At 61.8% G+C, this 20992-nt stretch carries 18 protein-coding genes and 1 pseudogene; 11 read left to right on the forward strand and 8 right to left on the reverse strand.

All coding sequences use genetic code 11. The features are described 5' to 3' along the window. Positions 1-451 precede the first annotated feature (451 nt). Together M0808_RS10815 and M0808_RS10820 are read left to right on the forward strand one after the other, a co-directional pair. A complete protein-coding gene (locus M0808_RS10815; RefSeq protein ID WP_247841028.1) occupies positions 452-2806 on the forward strand; it encodes a hybrid sensor histidine kinase/response regulator in 2355 nt (784 codons plus the stop codon). A 97-nt stretch (positions 2807-2903) separates the two neighbouring features. After that, on the forward strand, positions 2904-4553 hold the full coding sequence (locus tag M0808_RS10820) for an acyl-CoA dehydrogenase family protein (RefSeq protein ID WP_247841029.1): 1650 nt from the start codon (positions 2904-2906) through the stop codon (positions 4551-4553). Between the two features lie 16 nt (positions 4554-4569). Here M0808_RS10820 and M0808_RS28565 read toward each other — a convergent pair. Then, positions 4570-4698: pseudogene (locus M0808_RS28565) on the reverse strand (DUF4381 domain-containing protein); the annotation flags it as partial. A 37-nt stretch (positions 4699-4735) separates the two neighbouring features. On the opposite strand from M0808_RS28565, the gene amn reads away from it, so the two are divergent. After that, positions 4736-6235 carry an AMP nucleosidase gene (gene amn / locus M0808_RS10830; RefSeq protein WP_247841031.1) on the forward strand — a complete coding sequence of 500 codons (1500 nt, stop codon included), beginning with the start codon at positions 4736-4738 and terminating at the stop codon, positions 6233-6235. 72 nt (positions 6236-6307) lie between these two features. Beyond that, the gene (locus M0808_RS10835; protein WP_247841033.1) at positions 6308-6943 is read left to right on the forward strand and encodes a pseudouridine synthase; all 636 of its coding nucleotides are present in this window, start codon (positions 6308-6310) and stop codon (positions 6941-6943) included. Here M0808_RS10835 and M0808_RS10840 read toward each other — a convergent pair. Together M0808_RS10840 and M0808_RS10845 are read right to left on the reverse strand one after the other, a co-directional pair. After that, positions 6938-7147 (reverse strand): DUF2788 domain-containing protein, encoded by a 210-nt coding sequence (locus tag M0808_RS10840; protein WP_003228500.1) that lies wholly within the window; start codon positions 7145-7147, stop codon positions 6938-6940. The two genes, M0808_RS10835 and M0808_RS10840, sit on opposite strands and share 6 nt — an antisense overlap. 188 nt (positions 7148-7335) lie before the next feature. Continuing rightward, complete coding sequence (locus M0808_RS10845; RefSeq protein ID WP_008081091.1) at positions 7336-7815, reverse strand: Lrp/AsnC family transcriptional regulator; 480 nt, start codon at positions 7813-7815, stop codon at positions 7336-7338. 454 nt (positions 7816-8269) lie between these two features. On the opposite strand from M0808_RS10845, the gene M0808_RS10850 reads away from it, so the two are divergent. Continuing rightward, positions 8270-9310, forward strand: a complete 1041-nt coding sequence (locus tag M0808_RS10850; RefSeq protein ID WP_096795269.1) for a DUF6515 family protein — start codon at positions 8270-8272, stop codon at positions 9308-9310. Here M0808_RS10850 and M0808_RS10855 read toward each other — a convergent pair. Both M0808_RS10855 and M0808_RS10860 read right to left on the reverse strand, forming a co-directional pair. Further along, a complete protein-coding gene (locus M0808_RS10855) occupies positions 9304-10212 on the reverse strand; it encodes a cation diffusion facilitator family transporter (protein ID WP_027612877.1) in 909 nt (302 codons plus the stop codon). The two genes, M0808_RS10850 and M0808_RS10855, sit on opposite strands and share 7 nt — an antisense overlap. Before the next feature lie 9 nt (positions 10213-10221). Next, positions 10222-10641, reverse strand: coding sequence for a hypothetical protein (locus tag M0808_RS10860; RefSeq protein WP_003228492.1), 420 nt, complete (start codon positions 10639-10641; stop codon positions 10222-10224). A 363-nt stretch (positions 10642-11004) separates the two neighbouring features. Between M0808_RS10860 and hrpB the strand changes: the two genes are divergently transcribed. After that, a complete protein-coding gene (gene hrpB, locus M0808_RS10865; RefSeq protein WP_247841035.1) occupies positions 11005-13524 on the forward strand; it encodes an ATP-dependent helicase HrpB in 2520 nt (839 codons plus the stop codon). A 161-nt stretch (positions 13525-13685) separates the two neighbouring features. Here the strand turns inward: hrpB and M0808_RS10870 are convergent, their stop codons facing one another. Then, positions 13686-14765: an endonuclease/exonuclease/phosphatase family protein gene (locus M0808_RS10870; protein ID WP_247841037.1), complete on the reverse strand. Its 1080-nt coding sequence runs from the start codon at positions 14763-14765 to the stop codon at positions 13686-13688. Between the two features lie 74 nt (positions 14766-14839). After that, on the reverse strand, positions 14840-15514 hold the full coding sequence (locus M0808_RS10875; protein WP_139054430.1) for a YciC family protein: 675 nt from the start codon (positions 15512-15514) through the stop codon (positions 14840-14842). A gap of 178 nt (positions 15515-15692) precedes the next feature. Between M0808_RS10875 and M0808_RS10880 the strand changes: the two genes are divergently transcribed. From M0808_RS10880 to M0808_RS10890, 3 genes are all read left to right on the forward strand, one after another. Continuing rightward, positions 15693-16448, forward strand: coding sequence for a DUF2076 domain-containing protein (locus M0808_RS10880; protein WP_247841038.1), 756 nt, complete (start codon positions 15693-15695; stop codon positions 16446-16448). Between the two features lie 244 nt (positions 16449-16692). Continuing rightward, a complete protein-coding gene (locus M0808_RS10885; RefSeq protein ID WP_007949802.1) occupies positions 16693-17172 on the forward strand; it encodes an NYN domain-containing protein in 480 nt (159 codons plus the stop codon). Between the two features lie 40 nt (positions 17173-17212). Beyond that, the gene (locus M0808_RS10890; protein WP_027612872.1) at positions 17213-17818 is read left to right on the forward strand and encodes a 3'-5' exonuclease; all 606 of its coding nucleotides are present in this window, start codon (positions 17213-17215) and stop codon (positions 17816-17818) included. Between the two features lie 135 nt (positions 17819-17953). Here the strand turns inward: M0808_RS10890 and M0808_RS10895 are convergent, their stop codons facing one another. Next, complete coding sequence (locus M0808_RS10895; RefSeq protein ID WP_095139246.1) at positions 17954-18406, reverse strand: Lrp/AsnC family transcriptional regulator; 453 nt, start codon at positions 18404-18406, stop codon at positions 17954-17956. 163 nt (positions 18407-18569) lie between these two features. Here M0808_RS10895 and yedA point away from each other — a divergent pair, with 163 nt between their 5' ends. Beyond that, a complete protein-coding gene (gene yedA / locus M0808_RS10900; protein ID WP_247841040.1) occupies positions 18570-19511 on the forward strand; it encodes a drug/metabolite exporter YedA in 942 nt (313 codons plus the stop codon). 65 nt (positions 19512-19576) lie between these two features. Beyond that, the gene (locus M0808_RS10905) at positions 19577-20914 is read left to right on the forward strand and encodes a DEAD/DEAH box helicase (RefSeq protein WP_115988836.1); all 1338 of its coding nucleotides are present in this window, start codon (positions 19577-19579) and stop codon (positions 20912-20914) included. Positions 20915-20992: the final 78 nt, after the last annotated feature.

A 20992-nucleotide genomic window follows, 5' to 3' on the forward strand; every position in this document is an offset into this window, starting at 1 on the left:
CTGATTTTGGGGTTCAGTCCTGAAAGCGTTTGGCTAGAGATTGTCTGACACATTGCGGCCATTAGTCGGGTAGCAATTGTGGCGAGGGGATTTATCCCCGATGCGCTGCGAAGCAGTCGCAAATCCATTCTATGAATCGTGTCTGAAAGAATCTGGTTGCATGGTTTGGGGCCGCTTCGCGACCCATCGGGGATAAATCCCCTCGCCACAAGAGGTATTTACAACATCCGTCGTTGTAGTGAGCTGACCAACTCAACAGCTCTAGCCCGCAGCTTTGCTCTGAAACGCCCGTTCTAGAGCCTTTGTAGGAAAAATTTCGATGGTGCTCAATGGCCATCAACGGCTATGCTAGTCTGGATCCAAACCAATAACAGGTAATACCGGTTTTACGTCTACTCAAAGGGAATGGGGGGCTTCCTGACACAACCGGACGAGCCACGCTGGGGCTTCAATGCGCTATTTGCTGATGTTGCTGTTCTGCTTGCCCCTCCTCGCAAGCGCCGTCGAGTTCGACGAAAATACCCAGAGCCTTCCCCTGGGCCGCTCCTTGCAAGTGTTCGAAGACCCGAGCGGTCAGGCGAACATCGCCGACGTCCGTGCTCAAGCGGCGGCGGGCAATTTCAAACCCCACGACAAAGCCACGCTCAATGCCGGTTACTCGCGCTCGGCGTTCTGGCTGAAGATCGACCTGCATTACCGTCCGAACAACCCGGCCGCGCAGCGCACCTGGCTGCTGGAGCTGGCGTATCCGCCGCTCGATCACCTCGACCTTTATATGGCCGATGCCAATGGCGACTACCGCCTGATCCGGCAGACCGGCGACGCCTTGCCGTTCGCCAGTCGCGAGATCCGGCAGAACAATTACCTGTTCGACCTGACCTTCGCCCCTGACCAGCAAAAAACCGTATACCTGCGCCTGGCCAGTGAAGGTTCGATTCAGGCGCCGGTGACGTTATGGTCGAGCACCGCGTACCTCGAAGACCAGCCGGTGCGCCTGTATGTGCTGGGGATCATCTATGGCGTGCTGCTGGGGATGCTGGTCTACAACCTGTTCATCTACCTGAGCGTGCGCGACACCAGCTACCTCTATTACATCTTTTACATCGCCTCGTTCGGCCTTTATCAACTGTCGGTAAACGGCGCGGCGGTCGAGTATTTCTGGCCGCACAATCCGTGGTGGGCCAACGCCGCCACACCGTTTTTCATCGGTTGCGCCGGGTTGTTCGGCAGCCAGTTCGCCCGCAGTTTCCTGCAGACCAGAACCCACAGTCGCTGGCTCGACTATCTGCTGATCGCCCTGATCGCGTTCGGCGCGCTGGTGGTCGGGCTGTCGCTGATGACCAGTTACGCATTGTCGCTGCGCCTGGCGACCCTGTTGGCGCTGGTGTTCACCGTGGTGATCTTCGCCGCCGGGATTCTCGCCTGGTGGCGCGGCTTGCGGGTGGCGCGTTATTTCATCATTGCCTGGTCGGCATTCCTGCTCGGCGGCATCGTCAATACGCTGATGGTGCTGGGCCTGCTGCCGAACGTGTTCCTGACCATGTACGCCAGTCAGATCGGTTCGGCGATCGAAGTTGCGCTACTGTCGCTGGCGCTGGCCGACCGCATCAACGCGATGCGCGAGCAACAGGCGCAGACCCTGTTCGACGCCGGGCAGAAGCTCGAAGTGCTCAACCAGCAACTGGCCCACAGCAACAAGCTCAAGGATGAATTCCTCGCGACCCTGACCCACGAATTGCGCACGCCGATGAACGGTGTGATCGGTTCGCTGGAACTGATGCAGACCGTCGAGCTGGAGCCTGAATTGGAGCAATACCAGCAAACCGCCGCCGGCTCCGCCCGGGACATGATGCGCATGGTCAACGGCATCCTCACCCTCACCGAATTGCAGGCCGGCAAGCTCAAGGCGACGCCGGGCAGCTTCAGCCTGCGCGCGGTGGTCGAGGCCTTGCGCGTGCAGTTCGACGGCAACGCGGCGAGCAAGTCGCTGGACTTCAAAGTCGAGGTGCTGCCGACCCTGCCGGATCGCTTGCACGGCGACAGCGCAAAACTGGCGCAATGCCTGGAGTGCCTGCTGGACAACGCGATCAAGTTCACCCGAGTCGGTGGTCTGGCGCTGCGAGTGACCGGCAAACCGTCGGCGGGCAATCGCTTGGCGTTGTCGTTTGCGGTGATCGACACCGGCATCGGTTTCACCGATCTGGGCGAGGCGACGATGTATCAGCGCTTCTTCCAGCTTGATGGCTCGATGACCCGCGAATACGGTGGGCTGGGCGTGGGGCTGGCGATCTGTCGGCAACTGGTGGAACTGCTCGGCGGCAAGCTGACTCACCGCTCCCAGCCTGGCAGCGGCAGCCGTTTTCAACTGGATGTCGAGTTCGAGCTGCCGGAAGTCGAAGCGGCGCCAACCGCGGACGCGCTGCACGAGCGCAGCCGTGCGCCGCAGGATTGCACGGTGTTGCTGGTGGATGACAACAGCGTCAACCAACTGGTGATGCGCGGCATGCTGCTCAAATTGGGGTTCCGCGTACGCACGGCGGACAACGGCGCGGCGGCGCTGGACTGTCTGCAACGGGAAACCTTCGACGCGGTGCTGATTGATTGCCAGTTGCCCAATCATGAAGGCGCGTCGTTGTGCTGCCAGATTCATGGGTTGCCCGGCTGCGCCAATCTGCCGGTGTTCATGCTGGCCATGGGCACGGATCGCGAGCATTGCGCACCGGGCACGCGCATCGATTACCTGAACAAACCGGTGAAATTCGAAGACCTGCAAACGGCGCTGGAGCGTCGGGTGCTCAGCGCGTAATAGGGTGAAAGCGCCGACAGTTCGGCGCATATGACACTTTGATCAACCACGGGGCGGTGCTTAACTGGATCCCTTGGCTGACCAAAGGAGCCCCGTCATGAACCTGCATCAGTTCGCCGAAACCCACGAAGTCACCAACCAGCCGCCATCGCTGGACGGTGCCAACCTGTACCGCATCGACCTGCCATTGCAGGAGTGGTCGCGCCGCTTTGGCGCCGGGTGGGCCGAGTCGCGAATCGACACCTATGGCGCTCTGGCCGGTGGGCCGCTGATGGCGGCCGGGTTCCTTGCCAATCAGAACAAACCGGTTTTTGTCAGTCATGACCGCTACGGTCATCGCATCGATCTGGTGGAATTCCATCCGGCCTATCACGAGCTGATGCGCACCGCGATCGAACATGGCCTGACTTCATCACCCTGGACTCATCCGCAGGACGGCGCACATGTCGCCCGCGCCTCGATGAGCTATCTGCACAGCCAGGCCGAGGCGGGCAGCGGTTGCCCGTTGACCATGACCTTCGCCAGCGTACCGGCCATGCGTTTGCAGCCGGATCTGGCCGAACAGTGGCTGCCGAAGATCCTCGCCACCGAATATGACTCGCGCAACATCGGCATGGCGCACAAGGCCGGCGTGACCATCGGCATGGCGATGACCGAGAAACAGGGCGGCACCGACGTGCGGGCCAATACCACCAAGGCCTATCCGGTCGGTGCCAGTGGCCCGGGGCAGGCCTATGAACTGGTCGGGCACAAGTGGTTCTGCTCGGCGCCAATGTGCGATGCGTTCCTGACGCTGGCGCAGACCGACAAGGGCCTGACCTGCTTCCTGCTGCCGCGCCACCGCCCCGACGACACGCGCAATCAGTTCTACATCCAGCGCCTGAAAAACAAACTCGGCAACCAGTCCAACGCCTCCAGTGAAGTGGAGTTCCGTGGCGCTTTGGCGTGGATGGTCGGCGAAGAGGGGCGCGGTGTGCCGACCATCATCGAGATGGTGGCGATGACCCGTTTCGATTGCATGGTCGGCTCCAGCTCGCTGATGCGTCAGGCGCTGACCCAGGCCAGCCACCACTGCGCGCACCGCAAGGTCGGCGGAAAACTGCTCAGCGAGCAACCGTTGATGCAGAACGTGCTGGCCGATCTGGCGCTGGAAAGCGAAGCCGCACTGGCCCTGAGTCTGCGCATGGGCGAGGCGCTGGATCATCTGGATGATCGCCATGAAGCGCAATTCGCCCGGCTGGTGACGGCGGTGGGCAAATACTGGATCTGCAAACGTGCCCCCGGAATGATCAACGAAGCCGCCGAGTGCATGGGCGGTGCCGGGTATGTCGAGGAGAGCATCCTGCCACGGCTGTATCGCGAAGCGCCGGTCAACTCGACGTGGGAAGGCTCGGGCAATGTGCAGTGCCTGGACGTGCTGCGTGCGCTGTCGAAAGAACCGGGTGTGCTCGACGTGTTGTTCAGCGAATTGGGCGATGGCCATGGCGACAAGCACCTGGCCGCGCATATCCAGCAGTTGCAGGCGCAGTTCAAGGACACCAGCGACATTCAGTATCGGGCGCGGCAACTCACCGAAGACATCGCGCTCGGTTTGCAGGCCAAGCTATTGCTGGAGGCCGGCAACTCGGCGGTCAGCGACGCGTTCATTGCCAGCCGCCTGAACGGTGGCGGCCGGGTCTACGGTGCATTGCCGCGTGGGCTGGACGTCGAAGCCATCGTCGCTCGCGCAACCCCCCAGGGTTTCTGACCCAACACAAATCCCCTTGTGGGAGCGGGCTTGCTCGCGAATGTGGTGTGTCAGTCAATGGATAGGTCGACTGACACAGCGCATTCGCGAGCAAGCCCGCTCCCACAGGGGATCTCCATTGACAGGGAGATTTGGGTACAGCCACAACGCCACTGTTCCCGTGAGACCACGATGCAGGCAAGATGAAGCTCTGCAAGTCAGAACACAGGAAGCTGATCGTGACCGAAGCGTTTATTGTCGTTCAAACCGCCGAACAAGCCGTGGATCGTCTGGCCGAGCTGCATGAGCGGGCCACCACTGCGCTCAACTCGGCGCTCAAGCGTTACCTCAAGGATCGCGTCGAGCCTGACGCTGAACAGCGTGCCCTGTTTCGTTATCCCGAACTGCGTCTGACCTACCTGTGTCAGGGCGAAGTCCCACAGACCACCCGCGCCTACGCCAAGGTGCAACTGCCGGGCACCTACAGCGTCACCGTCACCCATCCCAAGGCGTTCCGCAAATACCTGCTGGAACAACTGGTGCCGTTGATGCACGACTTCACCGTGACCGTGGAAGTCGGTGTCAGCCAGCAGAATATTCCGTACCCGTACGTAGTCGAGCAGGGCGATGAGCTGGCCGGCTCCGGCGTTACCGCTGCGGTGCTGGCGCGGGTGTTCCCGAGTACCGATCTGTCCGCCGCCACCGATGGCATTGCCGACGGTCTCTACGACTGGGAAAACACCGATCCGCTGCCACTGGCGCTGTTTGACGCCGCGCGCGTCGACTTCTCCCTGCGGCGCCTGGTGCACTACACCGGCAGCCACTGGCGCCATGTACAGCCGTGGATTCTGCTGACCAACTATCACCGCTACGTCGACCAGTTCATCGTTCATGGCCTGGAACAACTGCGCAACGACCCGCGTTTCGTGCGCATGGTGCTGCCGGGCAACGTGATCATCGAGAAGGGCATGGATCACGGCGAAGCGTCGGCGATTGCCGCCGGCGTGGTCTGGCACCGCTACCAGATGCCGGCCTATCACCTGATCGCCAATGACGGCCACGGTGTGACCCTGGTCAACATCGGCGTCGGCCCGTCCAACGCCAAGAACATCACCGACCACCTGGCGGTGCTGCGCCCGCATTGCTGGCTGATGATCGGTCACTGCGGCGGGCTGCGTCAGTCGCAGACCATCGGCGACTACGTGCTGGCTCACGCCTACATGCGTCGCGACGGGATTCTCGACCGCGTGGTGCCGCCGAACATTCCGATCCCGGCACTGGCCGAAGTGCAACTGGCGCTGCAGCAAGCCGCGGCCAATATCACCGGCGAGAAGGGCGAGGAGCTGAAAAAACGTCTGCGCACCGGTACCGTGCTGACCTACGACGACCGCAACTGGGAACTGCGCTGGGCGCAGGAACGTCCGCTGATCAACCTGTCCCGCGCCGTGGCGGTGGACATGGAAAGCGGCACCATCGCCGCCCAGGGTTATCGCTTGCGGGTGCCTTACGGCACGTTGCTGTGCGTTTCGGACAAACCGCTGCACAGTGAAATCAAGCTGCCGGGTTCGGCCAACGCGTTCTACGAGCGCGCGGTCAGCCAACACTTGAAGATCGGCATCGCGGCGGTGGATCTGCTGCGCACCGAACTCAACTCGCTGCACTCGCGCAAACTGCGCAGCTTCGACGAGCCGCCGTTCCGCTAACGGTTAGTCGTGGTCATTTGGCGGTCGGGGCACTAGCATTAGCAGCCCTGATCGCTAAATGTCTGTTCTCTTATGTCCCGTCCCCCGCGTCCACCTTCCCGCCGTCCCGGTGCGAAGCCATCCTCCTCGGCTCCACGTCGTGTCGCCAAAGCGCCGCCGGCCGAGCCGAAGTTGATCCTGTTCAACAAACCGTTCGATGTGCTGACGCAGTTCAGCGACGAAGGCGGGCGGGCGACGCTCAAGGATTACATTGACGTGCCCGGTATCTATCCGGCCGGACGCCTTGATCGCGACAGCGAAGGCTTGTTGTTGCTGACTAATGACGGCCAGTTGCAGGCGCGCATCGCTGATCCGAAACACAAACTGGCGAAGACTTACTGGGTGCAGGTCGAAGGCGTGCCGACAGGCGAGCAGTTGCAGCGTCTGCGCGAAGGTGTCGAGTTGAATGACGGCAAGACTTTGCCTGCCGAGGCGCGGCAACTGGAGGAACCTGAACTGTGGCCACGCAATCCGCCGGTACGCTTTCGCAAAAGCGTGCCGACCAGTTGGCTGGAGTTGGTGATTCGTGAAGGGCGAAACCGTCAGGTACGGCGGATGACCGCAGCGGTGGGGCTGCCGACGTTACGGCTGGTGCGGGTCAGGATTGGCGATTGGACGCTCGACGGGCTCGATCAGGGCCAGTGGAAAGAAGTGCCGGCGCGGTTATAGAGCGCCGGATTCGATCAGGCCGATCACCACACTCTTGATGATGAACGCGGCCACGCCCAGGCCCAGGACGAAAAACAGAATGAACGAGCCGAAACGCCCGGCCTTGGACTTCTTCGCCAGATCCCAGACGATGAAACCCATGAAAATGATCAGGATGCTGACCAGGCCAGTCATCATCCACTCTTCGAATACTGCAGGATCCATCGGGCATCTCCGGCGCGCACAGGGCTGAAAGGGCTGGGCGATTATACGCCGAGGGTGGCAGGGCCGCATTGACCTGTGTCGGTGTGCCGCGGTTATGGGGTGCCTGTACCGGCCTCTTCGCGAGCAAGCCCGCTCCCACATTTGCAATGCATTTCCCTGTGGGAGCGGGCTTGCTCGCGAAGGCGATGTCAGTTGCGCAGATGGGTCAGCGGCAGTTCGGTGCTGTTGAGCACCTGATTCAGTACAAAACTCGAACGCACGCTGGTCACCCCTTCAATCCGGGTCAGATGCCCCAGCAACAGCTTCTGATAGTGATCCATGTCCGGCACCACCACTTTCAACTGATAGTCGGCATCCACGCCGGTCACCAGGCTGCATTCCAGCACTTGCGGCAGAGTGCGGATTGCCGCTTCGAAATTCTCGAAACGCTCCGGTGTGTGCCGGTCCATGCCGATCAGCACGTAGGCGGTCAGGCTCAGGCCGAGCATCTTGCGATCGAGCAGGGCGACCTGGCGCGAGATGTAGCCGTCGTCCTCCAGTTGCTTGACCCGGCGCGAGCAGGGCGAGGGTGACAGACCGATGCGCTCGGCCAGTTCCTGGTTGGAGATGCGGGCGTCGCGCTGCAATTCCGCCAAAATACTCAGGTCGTAACGGTCGAGTTTGCTCATGAATCAGTCCTTGGTTGTAACTATTGCGGCGGATTATCTATCCAGGGTTAAAAATTGCGCAAGCAGTGTTTATTTGAGCAATATTCGCAATCCTCTGTCGCGCCTCCCGGCCTATTCTTATCACCAGAATCACTGCTCGGTAACACAGTCCACTGCGGCCCGCCCAATCAGGCCCGCCGCGGCCGCCACCCCCACCGGGGCTGGGCCGGCCCCCGAGCTGCACACTGTCCAGAAGACGGCGTGAGGTGAGCCGACGTCAAAAGCGTCGAGCCAGGACGAAGTTCTCTAAAGGGAGGCCGACGGGTCTCCCTTTTTCTTGCCTGCGATTTTTGTGCCTCGATGCACAGCCTTCCTCAATAAATAAGTTTCGTGACTGATAACCTGTCGCAGAACCCGGTGTGCGTATTCCCGGTCTTAGCTACAAGCCCTCTTAATACCCGCAGTGAGGAAAAGCATGAAGTCGCGCATCTGGCGTCTGGCCGGTGTTGGTTTGCTGTGTGTGAGCGTCAGTGCGCAAGCGCTCGCCGACGATCCGGAGAGCCGCAGCCCTAATGGTGGACGCGGCCCTGAGCATCAGGGAAATAACCAGGGCCATGGGGGCGATCATCAACCCCACGGGCAAAACAATCCGCCGCCGCAAAATCAGCCGCGGCCGCAGAACAACGAAATCATTCGGGGCGACAATAGCCGTCAGTTCGAGCACAACGGCCAGCAGCACAACAATGGCCAGTGGCAGAACCAGAACCGCGCGCCCAATCAGCCTGCTCCGGTGCATCAGGCGCCCCCGTCGAACAACCTGCCGATCCAGCCACGGCCCGACACCGTGCGCCAGACTCAGGAGCCGCGTCAGGGCTACTACCGCGACGAGCGCCCGCAGAACGGCTACCACAACCAGCAATGGCAAACCGGCAACCGGCCCAATGACAATCGCTGGCCGGGTCGCCCGGACGGACATGGCAACGGTTGGGGTCCAGGCCCGCAATACCGCCCGGGGCATGTGATCGACCGCTTCCCGGATCGCGAATACCGCGTGCCGTATCGCGGTCAGGATTACTTCTATTCCGGCGGCTACTGGTATCGCCCGCAAGGCCCGCGCTACATCGTCGTGCAGCCGCCACGAGGGATTCGCACCCAGTATCTGCCGGACTATGCCCGTGAAGTGTGGATCGGCGGTGCGCTGCTGTTCCTCGCTGCCGGTTCCTACTATGCGTATCAGGAAGCCACTCAGGATTACGTCGTAGTCGAACCCCCGGTGCAGCAACCGCCGCAACCGCAGCCACAATCCCAGGGCTATGACGTCGAGGCTTATCCGGCCAACGGGCAGTCGCCGGAACAGGTGCAGCAGGACGGTTATCAGTGCTACCAATACGCTGTGCAGCAGAGCGGTTTCGACCCGCGTACCGCGACCTATCAACCGGCGCCTGAGGTGGTGCAGGCTTACCGTCAGGCGCAGGGCAACTGCCTGAGCAGTCGCGGTTATCAGGTGTCTTACTGAATCCGGGTTTGCGCCCGTTCGGTCTTGACCACTTCCTGCGGGTCGGCGTGCACCAGCACCTCGGCTCGCGGGTAGGCGGCGTGAATCGCATCCGCCGCCTGATCGCTGATGCCGTGAGCCACTGACAAGGTCAGCTCTCCTGGCAATTCCAGATGCAGCTGCACAAACCAGTGGTTACCCGAGATCCGTGTGCGCAAATCATGCGCGCCCAATACGCCAGGTACCGCGCAGGCCAGTTCGAGCATGTGCTGACTGACGTCCGCCGGCAGCTCTTCATCCATCAGCACCGAAAAACTTTCCCGGGCGATCTGGATCGCGCTCCACAAAATGTACCCGGCAATCCCCAGACCGAACCATGCGTCCAACTGATGAAAGCCCATGCCGGCGAGAATCAGCGCGATCAGAATGCTGCCGTTGAGCAGCATGTCCGAGCGGTAATGCAGCGAGTCGGCGCGCACGGCGTTGGAGCCGGTCTGCTTGATCACCCGATGTTGCAGCGTCAGCAACGCCGCGGTCAGCAGCAGCGAGAACACGATCACGCCGATGCTTAGCCAAGGCGCGCCGAGCGGCTCCGGTTGCTTGATGCGTTCATACGCCTGGAACGCAATCAGCACCGCACTGCCGCCGATGAACAGCGCCTGTGCCATGCCCGCCAGCGATTCGGCCTTGCCGTGGCCGTAACGGTGATCGTCATCGGCCGGACGCAGCGCGTAATGCACCGCCAGCAGATTGAGCAGCGAAGTGACGCCATCCAGCGCCGAGTCGGTGAGGCCGGCGAGCATGCTCACCGAGCCGCTCAGCCACCAAGCGATGGCTTTGGCGATGATCAGCGTGCAGGCCACCGCCACCGAAGCGCGGGTTGCCAGCCGCAGCAGGCGGGCGTGTTCGGGGCTGGTGGTCATGTGATTTCCTTATGCGGCGGGTTGCAGGCCAAACATCGCCAGTTGTTGAGTGCTGCCCTTGTGCTGGATCAGGCGTGGATCGTCCAGCGGCAGGTTGCGGCCCAGTTCTGTTTCGAGAATAGCCTGCAACTTGAGGTTATCGACCTGACCGTCCGGGCCGACCGCCTGTTTGAGCTTGGCCGGATCGACCTGAGCGGTGTGGCCCGGTTCGAAATAGATCGCACCGGTGGTGAAGTCGACCGCGAACGCGATCAGCCCTGGAATCACGTAGAACAGCAGGCCCACGGCGTCGAGCACGGCAATCGCCGGGTCAATCTTGCCGTCGATCTGGCCACGACGGTCCGGATAGAAAATCGAACCGCAGGCCGTGAGTTGAGTGAGCAGGGTGGCAACCAGAACACCGCCGATCAGGCGAGAAGGTAAGCGCATGGAAAATCTCCTGAGTCATTTGAAAACGAAGCGTCGTCATTTGAAATTAAGACCCTGACAAACGCCCGGCAGTTCGCCGTTATACTCGCCCTCGGCAGGGCGCGCCCACAGTAAATTGCGGCCTCGTCTCACCCCTACCGAAATATGTTGAGGATTGAAGTTGTTTTCTCCAGATCGACACCGCGTGAAGGTTGATGAATCCTGGCGGGGTTCGGCCCTCCGGGCTAAAGCTGTGAACGCGCCATGCTGCGTTGCGGAACTTGGCAAGGAAACGACCCTTGCCTGCGTCCCGCGCCTTGCCTGGCACGCTCACAGCTTTAACGCGACTCGCAATTTACTGTGGGCACGCCCTGGGGAGCCAGCATGATTTCTTTGCCGATCGATGAAGTTTTACCCGCCCTGCGTGAAGCCTTGGCGACACGCCACGAAGCCGTGCTCGAAGCACCGCCCGGCGCCGGTAAAACCACCCGCGTGCCTTTGGCCTTGCTCGATGAAGCGTGGCTGGCCGGGCAGACCATTCTGATGCTCGAACCGCGCCGTCTCGCTGCGCGTGCAGCCGCAGAACGTCTGGCCAGCGAACTGGGTGAGAAGGTTGGCGAAACGGTCGGCTATCGCATCCGCCTCGACAGCAAGGTCGGCCCCAATACCCGTATCGAAGTGGTCACCGAAGGCATTCTCACCCGGCGTCTGCAGGATGATCCGGCGCTGGAAGGCGTCGGTCTGCTGATCTTCGACGAATTCCACGAACGCAGTCTTGATGCCGATCTGGCCTTGGCCCTGAGTTTGAACGGTCGTGAACTGTTCCGAGCTGAACAGCCGCTGAAGATTTTGCTGATGTCCGCCACGCTGGAAGGCGAGCGTCTGGCCGGGTTGCTGGATGACGCGCCGATCCTGCGCAGCGAAGGGCGTATGTACCCGGTGACGATGCGCTGGGGGCGGCCGTTCCAGCCCGGCGAATACATCGACCAGCGCGTGACCCAGACCGTCCTCGAAGCGTTGCACGATGAAACCGGCAGCCTGCTGGTGTTTTTGCCGGGGCAGGCGGAAATCCGTCGGGTGCATCAGCAACTGAGCGATGCCATCGGCGAGCGTAAAGACGTATTGCTCTGCCCATTGCACGGTGAACTGGACCTGAATGCCCAACGCGCTGCCATCGACCCGGCGCCGGCCGGCCAACGCAAAGTGGTGCTGGCGACCAACATCGCCGAGACCAGCCTGACCATCAACGGCGTGCGCGTGGTAATCGACGCCGGGCTGGCGCGGGTGCCGCGTTTCGACCCCGGCAGCGGCATGACCCGCCTCGATACTCAGCGTATTTCCAGGGCCAGCGCCACCCAGCGTGCGGGCCGGGCCGGACGTCTGGAGCCGGGTGTGTGTTACCGCTTGTGGTCGCAGGATCAGCACGAGCAACTCGCCGCTTACGGCAGTGCCGAAATTCTGTCGGCGGATCTGGCGAGTCTGGCGCTGCAACTCGGACGCTGGGGCGTGACTCCGGGCGAACTGGTCTGGCTCGATATTCCGCCGGCAGCAGCCTACGCCCAGGCGCAGGATTTGTTGCAGCGCCTGGGCGCACTCGAAGGCGAGGCGCTGACGTCCCACGGTCAGGCCATGGCCGAGTTGCCGGCGCATCCGCGCATCGCCCATCTGTTGCTGCGCGGTCAGGCGCTGGGGCTGGCAAACATGGCGTGCGACGTCGCGGCACTGCTCGGCGAGCGCGATATCCTGCGCGGTGCCGGTGCGGATCTGCACAGCCGCCTGGTGCTGCTCTCCGGCGAAGAACGCGCGGCACGCGGTGCTCAGGGCGGCGTGCAGCGTGCGCGGCAACTGGCGCGGCAATATCGCGGTTACCTGCGCGGCAAGGCCAGCGCGCCGGTCAGCGATCCTGATCACCCGCGCTGGCTCGGTGCGTTGCTGGCGCTGGCTTACCCGGATCGGGTTGCCCAACAGCGGCGTGCCGGTGGCGCCGAATATCGTCTGGCCAATGGGCGCGCAGCACTGTTCGCCGAAGCCGACAGCCTGATGAAGGAGCCGTGGATCGTTATCGCCGATCTCGGCAGTCGTCAGGGCCAGCGTGAGGAACGGATTTACCTGGCGGCGGATTTTGATCCGGCGCTGTTCGATTCGGTGCTCGCCGAGCAAGTGCGCGCTGTCGATCAACTGGACTGGGATGAGCGCGAAGGCGTGCTGCGTGCCGAGCGTCAGCGCAAGGTTGGCGAACTGATCCTCAGCCGCGAACCGTTGACCGGTCTCGACGAAGCGGCGCGCAGTCAGGCGCTGGTCAATCTGGTGCGGCGCAAGGGACTGGAGTTGTTGCCGTGGACGCCGGAGCTACGGCAGTGGCAGGCGCGGGTTGCCCTGTTGCGGCAATTGGATCTGGCCACGCAGGATGACAGTCGTTGGCCGGATGTCAGCGACGCAACGTTGCTGCAAACCCTCGAGCATTGGTTAATGCCTTACTTGGGCAAGGTCTCGCGGCTCAGTCATTTCGCCAATCTGGACCTGTCGAGCATCGTCCGCAATCTGCTGCCGTGGCCGCTGCCGCAGAAGCTTGATGAGCTGGCGCCACATCACATCAGTGTGCCGTCGGGTTCATCGATTCGTCTGGATTACACCGAGTCTCCGCCGATTCTCGCGGTGCGTCTGCAGGAGTTGTTCGGCCTCGCCGAGACGCCGCGAATTGCCGGCGGCCGGCAAGTGGTCAAGCTGCACCTGTTGTCCCCGGCACGGCGGCCGGTGCAGGTGACGCAGGATCTGGCCAACTTCTGGCGCAGCACCTATGCCGAGGTGAAGAAGGATCTCAAGGGGCGCTATCCGAAGCATTATTGGCCGGATGATCCGTTGGTGGCCGAGGCGACCGCGCGGGCCAAGCCGCGCGGCACCTGAAGAGCAAAACATCGCAGCCTGCTACCCCATCACGGTACGACATCAATCTATTGTGGGAGCGGGCTTGCTCGCGAAGGCGGTGCGCCAGGCACGGATGCATCAACTGACGCGACGCCTTCGCGAGCAAGCCCGCTCCCACAGGGGGATATCGTGTTAACTGGCTACGGGGCTGCGGGCAGCAGGAACCGCGCAATCACCGGCAAGTGATCGGAAATGCGCAACGTATCGTCCTGCCGCACCCGCGCTTCGACCCGTTTGATCTTCGGGCTGTAGAAGAGATAGTCGACCGTGCGATCCGGGCCATTCAGGCCGGGGTCGTTGGGGTAGTGGGTCAGCCAGTGGGCGCGGTCGATGCCGCTGGCTTCGTTATTGGTCGGGATCATCGGGTACTTGTCCCACAACAGATGCAGGGCGCTGTCGATCGAGTAAGGCGTGCGCTGCTCGGCGGGCAGACGCTGATACTGGCCCAGCGGCAACAGATTGAAGTCGCCGCCGATCAGCCACGGCAGGCCCTGGCTTTCGTACTTGTCGAGTACCTTGGTCACCGCTGTCACCTGCGCCTGCAAGGTCTCGTCCGGTTGGCGGGCGCGATCCAGATGGGTGTTGAACACCGTCAGTTGCCCGCCGTCGCTCAGCGGCAGCTTGGTCGCGAGCAGGGCGTCCTTGGGTTCGAACTGGCGGGAGATGAAATTCGTTGGCGGCACCGGCAATTGCAGACGCTCGGCATGTTCGATGCGATAACGGCTCAGGGTCGCCAGTTGCCGGCCAACGCTGCCGAAGACGTGCGGATCGGGGACAAAATCGGCCTTCCAGTCGAAGGCGTGGGCGCTGCATGGGTAAAGGTCGGTGACCCGTTCTTGCAGCAACTTGAGCTGATTCTGGTAATCGCTGGCCTTGGCGCCGTCATCCAGTTCCTGCAGCAGCACCACGTCGGGTTGTTCGTCGCGGATCACCCGTGCCACTTCGTCGAGACTGAAGGCCATGTCTTCCGGGGACGGCGCTTCATCGGAGCCTTGGGCGAGATCGTTCCAGAACACGTAGCGCTTGCCCGCGAGGTACTGCACGTTCCAGGTCATGACTTTCAGCGCTTGCCCCGGCACCAGGGTCGGCGGCGTACCGCTGCAGGCGACCGGCAGGGTTTCCCGTGCGCCGGGGCGCCAGGTCAGGCTGTAGAACAGCCCGCCGATCAGGACGATGGCGAGCACAATCAGCAACAGGGTGTAGCGCAGCAGACGGGGCATGGCTCGGCTTATCGCGTTACAAAAGTGGCTCCGAGCATACCTGAGCGCAGAGCCTTGGCCCAAGGGTCGCGAAGTCAGACCGCTCCTGTACGTTTGTCAGGCAATTCGCTGATCAGCATGAACAGACGGAACAGCACCACACTGGTGAACAGCTGCAGGAAACTGTGCGCGCTGTCGATCATTACCGCGATCAGCGGATTCTGCGGGTCGGGGTACGCCGCCAGCGTTGCACCCTTGAGCAGCCACAACGGCCCCATCACACACAGAATGCACAGCAGGATCCGCCAGAAATGCCCACGGGTCAGGCGCAGACTTTCCTTCATCGCCTGCAACGGCCCCATACCGCGCAACACCAGCAGGTATTCAGCGAATGCGAGCATGACCATCAGCATCAGCCCCGGCAGGAAATACAGCGACAACCCCAGCAGAATCAGCAAGGTATTGAGCGCCGTGAGCAAGGCGAAACGCGGCCACAGGCGCGCGGACATCGCCAGCAGATCGAGATTGCGCGGAGCTTCGCCACGGGTGCGAGCATCGAGGAACAGAATCAGCGCGGCGGTGTACAGCGGATACACCAGCAGACCGACGACCACGCTGGCGGCGGAGAAACTGTCCGGGTCGGTGACGTGATCCACCACTTGTTGCAGCGCCGCCTCGAAGATCACCAGCGGCAGGCACAGCTGCACGATGCTGGCCAGATGGCGTTTGAAAAAATACAGAGAGTCGCGCAGTACATCGAAGGCATTCATCAGTCGGTATCGCAGGTCGAAAACAGTGGCTCACTTTAACCGATGATGGGCGGGCGGACACAAACGTAAACATTCGGTAAAGGTCGTTGAAACATCCTGTCACTGCCTCCATTACAGAGGTGCGCCATGTCCACCGTGGACACGGGCAACGTTATCCCCGGCAATCTACGAGGTCGCCATGAACAGCGAAGAGCAAACCCTGATCGATGGACTGTTTTCCCGGCTGCAACAGGCCGAAACGGAGGCAGCCCCGCGCGACGCCCAGGCCGAGGCGCGGATCAAGGAACACCTGACCCGCCAGCCGGCGGCAGGTTATTTCATGACCCAGGCGATTCTGGTGCAAGAGGCGGCCATCAAGAGCCTCGACGAACAGAACAAGCAGCTGACCCAGCAAGTCCAGCAATTGCAGGCTGAACTGCAAGCGGCCAAGTCCCAGAGCGCGGCCCCGGCGCCAAGCGGCGGCGGTGGTTTCCTGTCGAGCATCTTCGGCGGCAGCTCGCGTCCAGCGCCGACCCAGAGCGCTCCGGCTTCTACCGGCGGCTGGCGTGAGCCGGCACCGCAGCAGAACTACGCTGCGCCAGCGCCACAACAGAACTATGCCGCACCACCGCCCAACTACGCGCAGCAAGCAGCTCCGGCTGCGGGCAGCAGCTTCCTCGGCGGCGCCCTGAAAACCGCCGCTGGCGTGGCCGGTGGCGTGATGCTGGCGCAGGGCATCAGCAGCCTGTTCCATCACAACCAGCAGCCTGAAGAAATTGTTGAAGTGATCAAGGAAGAGCCGGCGCAAGTGGCTGACCAGAGCGGCAACGATTGGGGCAATGACCAGCGTGTGGCCGATAACGGTTTCTCTGGCAATGACCAGGGCGGATTCACTGATACTGATTACAGCGATGACAACTCGTCGTTCTTCGATGACGACGATTCGTTCGTCTGACGGATCAGTCGCCAGTATCAAATCTGTGGTGAGGGGATTTATCCCCGATGGAGTGCGCAGCAGTCCCATTTTCGGGGCCTCTGCGCTGCCCATCGGGGATAAATCCCCTCACCACAGTCCACCATCCGTCTGGAGTGGTGGGTTGATTATTCGCGCCACCTTCCTGTGGACTGGCATACTGAGCGCCTTTTTCGGGCCCGGCGCCTGATCCCGCTTCGTGCGCTATGCGCTCACAGGAATCCCGGTGAAAAAAATCGCAGTGTTCGCCGATGTGCAGAACCTCTACTACACCGTGCGTCAGGCCTATGGTTGCCATTTCAACTACGCCGCATTGTGGGCTGACATCAGCAAGGATGGGCAGATCGTCGAGGCCTATGCCTACGCAATCGACCGTGGCGACAGCAAGCAGCAGCAGTTCCAGCAGATACTGCGCAACCTCGGTTTCACCGTGAAGCTCAAACCCTATATCCAGCGCAGCGACGGCTCGGCCAAGGGCGACTGGGACGTGGGCATCACCCTCGACATCATGGACGCCGCCGACCACGTCGACGAAATCGTCCTGGCCTCCGGTGACGGTGACTTCGACATGCTGCTCGAACGCATCATCAGCAAGCACGGCGTACAGGCAGTGGCCTACGGCGTGCCGGGTTTGACCGCCAACTCGCTGATCCGCGCCGCCAGCCGTTATGTGCCGATCGAAGGCGCACTGCTGTTGAAAAACTGAGCGTTGCTCAAGAATTGATTTGAACGGAGTTGAACCCGGTTTGGAACGCATTGCAGTCATCGACTTTGAAACTACCGGCCTGTCGCCGAACAGCAGCTGTCGCGCCACGGAAATCGCCGTGGTCATGCTGGAAAACGGCCGTATCGTCGAGCGTTACCAGAGCCTGATGAACGCCGGCGTGCGCGTTCCCGCGTTCATCGAACAACTGACCGGCATCAGCAACGCCATGCTGCGCAGTGCACCGTCGGCCGAGCGGGTCATGGAAGAGGTCAACGAATTCGTCGGCTGCACGCCGCTGGTGGCGCACAACGCCTCGTTCGACCAGAAGTTCTGGGACTTCGAACTGGGGCGGATCAAACGCACCCGTCTGCAGAATTTCGCCTGCTCGCTGCTGCTGGCCCGGCGCCTGATGCCGGCGGCGCCGAATCACAAGCTCGGTACGCTCACCACCTTCGCCCGCCTGCCACACACCGGCCAGGCGCACAGGGCGATGGCGGATGCCGAGATGGCGGCCAACCTGATGGCGCATCTGGCTGAAGAACTGCGGCACAAGCATGGGGTGCGTGAGCTGAACCACGACCTGCTGTGCAAACTGCAGAAAGTCCCCGCCGCGAAAGTCAGCGAACACCTGCAGCGCTACCGCTGATCTTGAAGTCACCCAAAATCCCCTGTGGGAGCGGGCTTGCTCGCGAAAGCGGTGTGTCATTCGGCAACTATGTTGTCTGACACTCCCTCTTCGCGAGCAAGCCCGCTCCCACATTTGGATCTTCTGAGTTCCTGATTACTTACCGTTGCCTTCGATGTGGCTGAGCGGCACGCGCTTCTCGATCGCGCTCGACAACACAATCGAAGTCTTGCTGAAGCCGAACTTCGCCACGCGATTGATCAACTCTTCCAGCTCCGTCATCGAGCCCACCGCGCCTTTCATCATCACGCACGGATCGCCCGTCACCCGAAAGCATTCGGTCAGCTGCGGGATTTTCACCAGTTCGTCGTAGACCTTCTGGCTGCCGTTCTGGTGCAGGCGCAATTCGATCATGCACTGAATCGGCAAGCCGATTTTCGACAGGTCGATGTTCGCCTGATACCCGGTGATCACGCCGGCGGCTTCAAGCTTGGCCACGCGCTCGGCCACTGCCGGGGCGGACAGGTTCACTTTGCGCGCCAGATCGGCGTAGGACGCACGCCCGTTTTCCAACAGGGCGCTGAGCAGCATGCGGTCGTATTTGTCCAAGGCCGGACTCCTGAAATTGCCAGACTTTCGAAATCGTGGTTTATCCCGTCGATCTCCGTTGTTTCAAAAGTGTACCGGCGCGATAAACAGGTTTTGTAGCTTATTTTTGCTCGCGGGCCTTTCTAGAATAATTCACACCCTGCCTCTGACTGTCGAGCTGCCCATGCCTGCCTTGCGCCGTTTTTCTCTGCCGCTGATCGCCGCGTTTTTTGCGCTGTACGTGATTTGGGGATCGACCTATCTGGTGATCCGCCTCGGCGTCGAATACTGGCCGCCACTGATGCTCGGCGGGGTGCGCTTCGTGATTGCCGGCAGCCTGATGTACGCCTTCCTGCGCTGGCGCGGGGCACCGGCGCCGACCTGGGCGCAATGGAAAGCGGCGGGGATCATCGGGATTCTGCTGCTCAGTTTCGGTAACGGCGCGGTCAGTGTCGCCGAGCATACTGGCGTGGCTTCCGGTGTGGCGGCACTGGCGGTGGCGACGGTGCCGTTGTTCACCTTGCTCTTCGGCTATTTCTGGGGCGCGCGCAATACGCGCCTCGAATGGGCCGGGGTGGCGTTGGGAATTGTCGGCATCGCCATGCTCAACATGGGTTCCAACCTGCAATCGAGCCCGCTGGGCGCGGCGCTGCTGATTTTTGCGGCGGCGACCTGGGCGTTCGGCTCGGTGTGGAGCAAACACCTGCCGCTGCCGCAAGGGGCAATGGCCAGTGCCGTGGAGATGCTGGTGGGTGGCGTGGTGCTGTTGATCGGCAGCGCAGTGAGCGGCGAACACCTGCAAGCCTTGCCGCCGATGGAAGGCTGGCTGGCCTTGGGTTATCTGATCTTCTTCGGGTCGATCATCGCCTTCAATTCCTACATGTACCTGCTCAAACACGTACGTCCGGCGGCGGCCACCAGTTATGCCTACGTCAACCCGGCGGTGGCGGTGTTGCTGGGGATCGTGTTTGTCGGCGAGACCATCGGTATGGAAGAAGCGCTGGCGATGCTGGTGATCATCAGTGCCGTGGTGCTGATCGGTCTGCCGCAGTGGCGGCGGCCGGCGCAGCCGCTCGTCGCGGAGCCACCGAAGACCGCCGTTCCAGCAGAACAGCGTGTGAATTAGGGTAAACTGCGCGCCATTGCACACTCGTGTCGCACAATTGCGCTGAATTTTCCTACGGTATTCCCATGACTTTCGCCACCCTTGGCCTGATCGAACCCTTGCTGCGCTCCCTCGAGACGCTCGGCTACCAGACTCCAACGCCGGTCCAGGCGCAAGCCATTCCGGCCGTTCTGGCCGGTCGCGACCTGATGGCTGCGGCCCAGACCGGCACCGGCAAGACCGCCGGTTTCGCCTTGCCGCTGCTGCAGTTGCTGGCCATGGAAGGGCCGAAAGTGGCCGCCAATTCGGCGCGTGCACTGATTCTGGTGCCGACCCGCGAGCTGGCGGAGCAGGTTCATGAGTCGGTGCGCCAATACGCTGAAAACCTGCCATTGCGCACGTATGCGGTGTACGGCGGCGTCAGCATCAACCCGCAGATGATGAAGCTGCGCGGCGGCGTTGATGTGCTGGTCGCCACGCCTGGTCGCCTGATCGACCTGTTCCGCCAGAACGCGTTGAAACTCGATCAGTTGCAAACCCTGGTGCTCGACGAAGCCGACCGCATGCTCGACCTGGGCTTCTCCGAAGAACTGGCGAACATTTACCGCATGTTGCCGAAGAAGCGCCAGACGCTACTGTTCTCCGCGACCTTCTCCGATGACATCCGCCTGCTGGCCGGGCAGATGCTCAACGATCCGCTGAGCATCGAAGTCAGTCCGCGCAACGTGGCGGCCAACACCGTCAAACAGTGGGTGGTGACGGTGGACAAGAAGCGCAAGCCGGAACTTTTCGTGCACCTGATGCGCAAGAACAAGTGGAAGCAGGTGCTGGTGTTCGCCAAGACCCGCAATGGCGTCGATGCGCTGGTGGAAAAACTCCAGGGCCTAGGCATCAACGCCGACGGCATCCATGGCGACAAACCGCAGGCGACCCGTCAGCGTGCGCTGGATCGTTTCAAACTCAGCGAAGTGCAGATTCTGGTGGCGACTGACGTCGCCGCCCGTGGTCTGGATATCGAAGATTTGCCGCTGGTGGTCAACTTCGACCTGCCGATCGTCGCCGAGGATTACATCCACCGCATCGGTCGTACTGGCCGTGCGGGCGCGACGGGCGAGGCGATCTCGCTGGTGTGCGCGGATGAAGTGAACATGCTCTCGGCAATCGAGATGCTCACCCGCCAGACCTTGAAGCGTCAGAACGAGCCGGATTTCGAACCTGAGCACCGGGTGCCGGATACCGACGCCAGCGGTCAGGTGATCAAGAAGCCGAAGAAACCGAAAAAGCCGAAAGCATCCGGCGGCGGTGGCAAGCGCAATCTGGGCAAGTGGGTCGACAGTGGCGACACCCAGGCGCCGGAGCCGTCGATCAAGCCTGTGCGTAAAGTGCCGGTGTTCAATACCGGGCCGCGTAAGCGCAAGCCTTAAAGCCAAAAGCCCCTCACCCTAACCCTCTCCCGGAGGGAGAGGGGACTGATTGGAGGATGCTTGAATTCTACGCCGACC

Source organism: Pseudomonas sp. MWU12-3103b (assembly GCF_023100615.1).
In the GTDB taxonomy this organism is placed as follows: Bacteria; Pseudomonadota; Gammaproteobacteria; order Pseudomonadales; family Pseudomonadaceae; genus Aquipseudomonas; species Aquipseudomonas putida_A.

What these genes read in the sequence shown, in the direction of transcription:
- M0808_RS10880 (WP_247841038.1), top strand. Translation starts at nt 15,693, where the DNA reads ATGAACAGCGAAGAGCAAACCCTGATCGATGGACTGTTTTCCCGGCTG.
- M0808_RS10845 (WP_008081091.1), bottom strand. Translation starts at nt 7,815, where the DNA reads ATGAGCAAACTCGACCGTTACGACCTGAGTATTTTGGCGGAATTGCAG.
- M0808_RS10870 (WP_247841037.1), bottom strand. Translation starts at nt 14,765, where the DNA reads ATGCCCCGTCTGCTGCGCTACACCCTGTTGCTGATTGTGCTCGCCATC.
- hrpB (WP_247841035.1), top strand. Translation starts at nt 11,005, where the DNA reads ATGATTTCTTTGCCGATCGATGAAGTTTTACCCGCCCTGCGTGAAGCC.
- amn (WP_247841031.1), top strand. Translation starts at nt 4,736, where the DNA reads ATGAAGCTCTGCAAGTCAGAACACAGGAAGCTGATCGTGACCGAAGCG.
- yedA (WP_247841040.1), top strand. Translation starts at nt 18,570, where the DNA reads ATGCCTGCCTTGCGCCGTTTTTCTCTGCCGCTGATCGCCGCGTTTTTT.
- M0808_RS10820 (WP_247841029.1), top strand. Translation starts at nt 2,904, where the DNA reads ATGAACCTGCATCAGTTCGCCGAAACCCACGAAGTCACCAACCAGCCG.
- M0808_RS10840 (WP_003228500.1), bottom strand. Translation starts at nt 7,147, where the DNA reads ATGGATCCTGCAGTATTCGAAGAGTGGATGATGACTGGCCTGGTCAGC.
- M0808_RS10835 (WP_247841033.1), top strand. Translation starts at nt 6,308, where the DNA reads ATGTCCCGTCCCCCGCGTCCACCTTCCCGCCGTCCCGGTGCGAAGCCA.
- M0808_RS10905 (WP_115988836.1), top strand. Translation starts at nt 19,577, where the DNA reads ATGACTTTCGCCACCCTTGGCCTGATCGAACCCTTGCTGCGCTCCCTC.
- M0808_RS10855 (WP_027612877.1), bottom strand. Translation starts at nt 10,212, where the DNA reads ATGACCACCAGCCCCGAACACGCCCGCCTGCTGCGGCTGGCAACCCGC.
- M0808_RS10815 (WP_247841028.1), top strand. Translation starts at nt 452, where the DNA reads ATGCGCTATTTGCTGATGTTGCTGTTCTGCTTGCCCCTCCTCGCAAGC.
- M0808_RS10860 (WP_003228492.1), bottom strand. Translation starts at nt 10,641, where the DNA reads ATGCGCTTACCTTCTCGCCTGATCGGCGGTGTTCTGGTTGCCACCCTG.
- M0808_RS10875 (WP_139054430.1), bottom strand. Translation starts at nt 15,514, where the DNA reads ATGAATGCCTTCGATGTACTGCGCGACTCTCTGTATTTTTTCAAACGC.
- M0808_RS10850 (WP_096795269.1), top strand. Translation starts at nt 8,270, where the DNA reads ATGAAGTCGCGCATCTGGCGTCTGGCCGGTGTTGGTTTGCTGTGTGTG.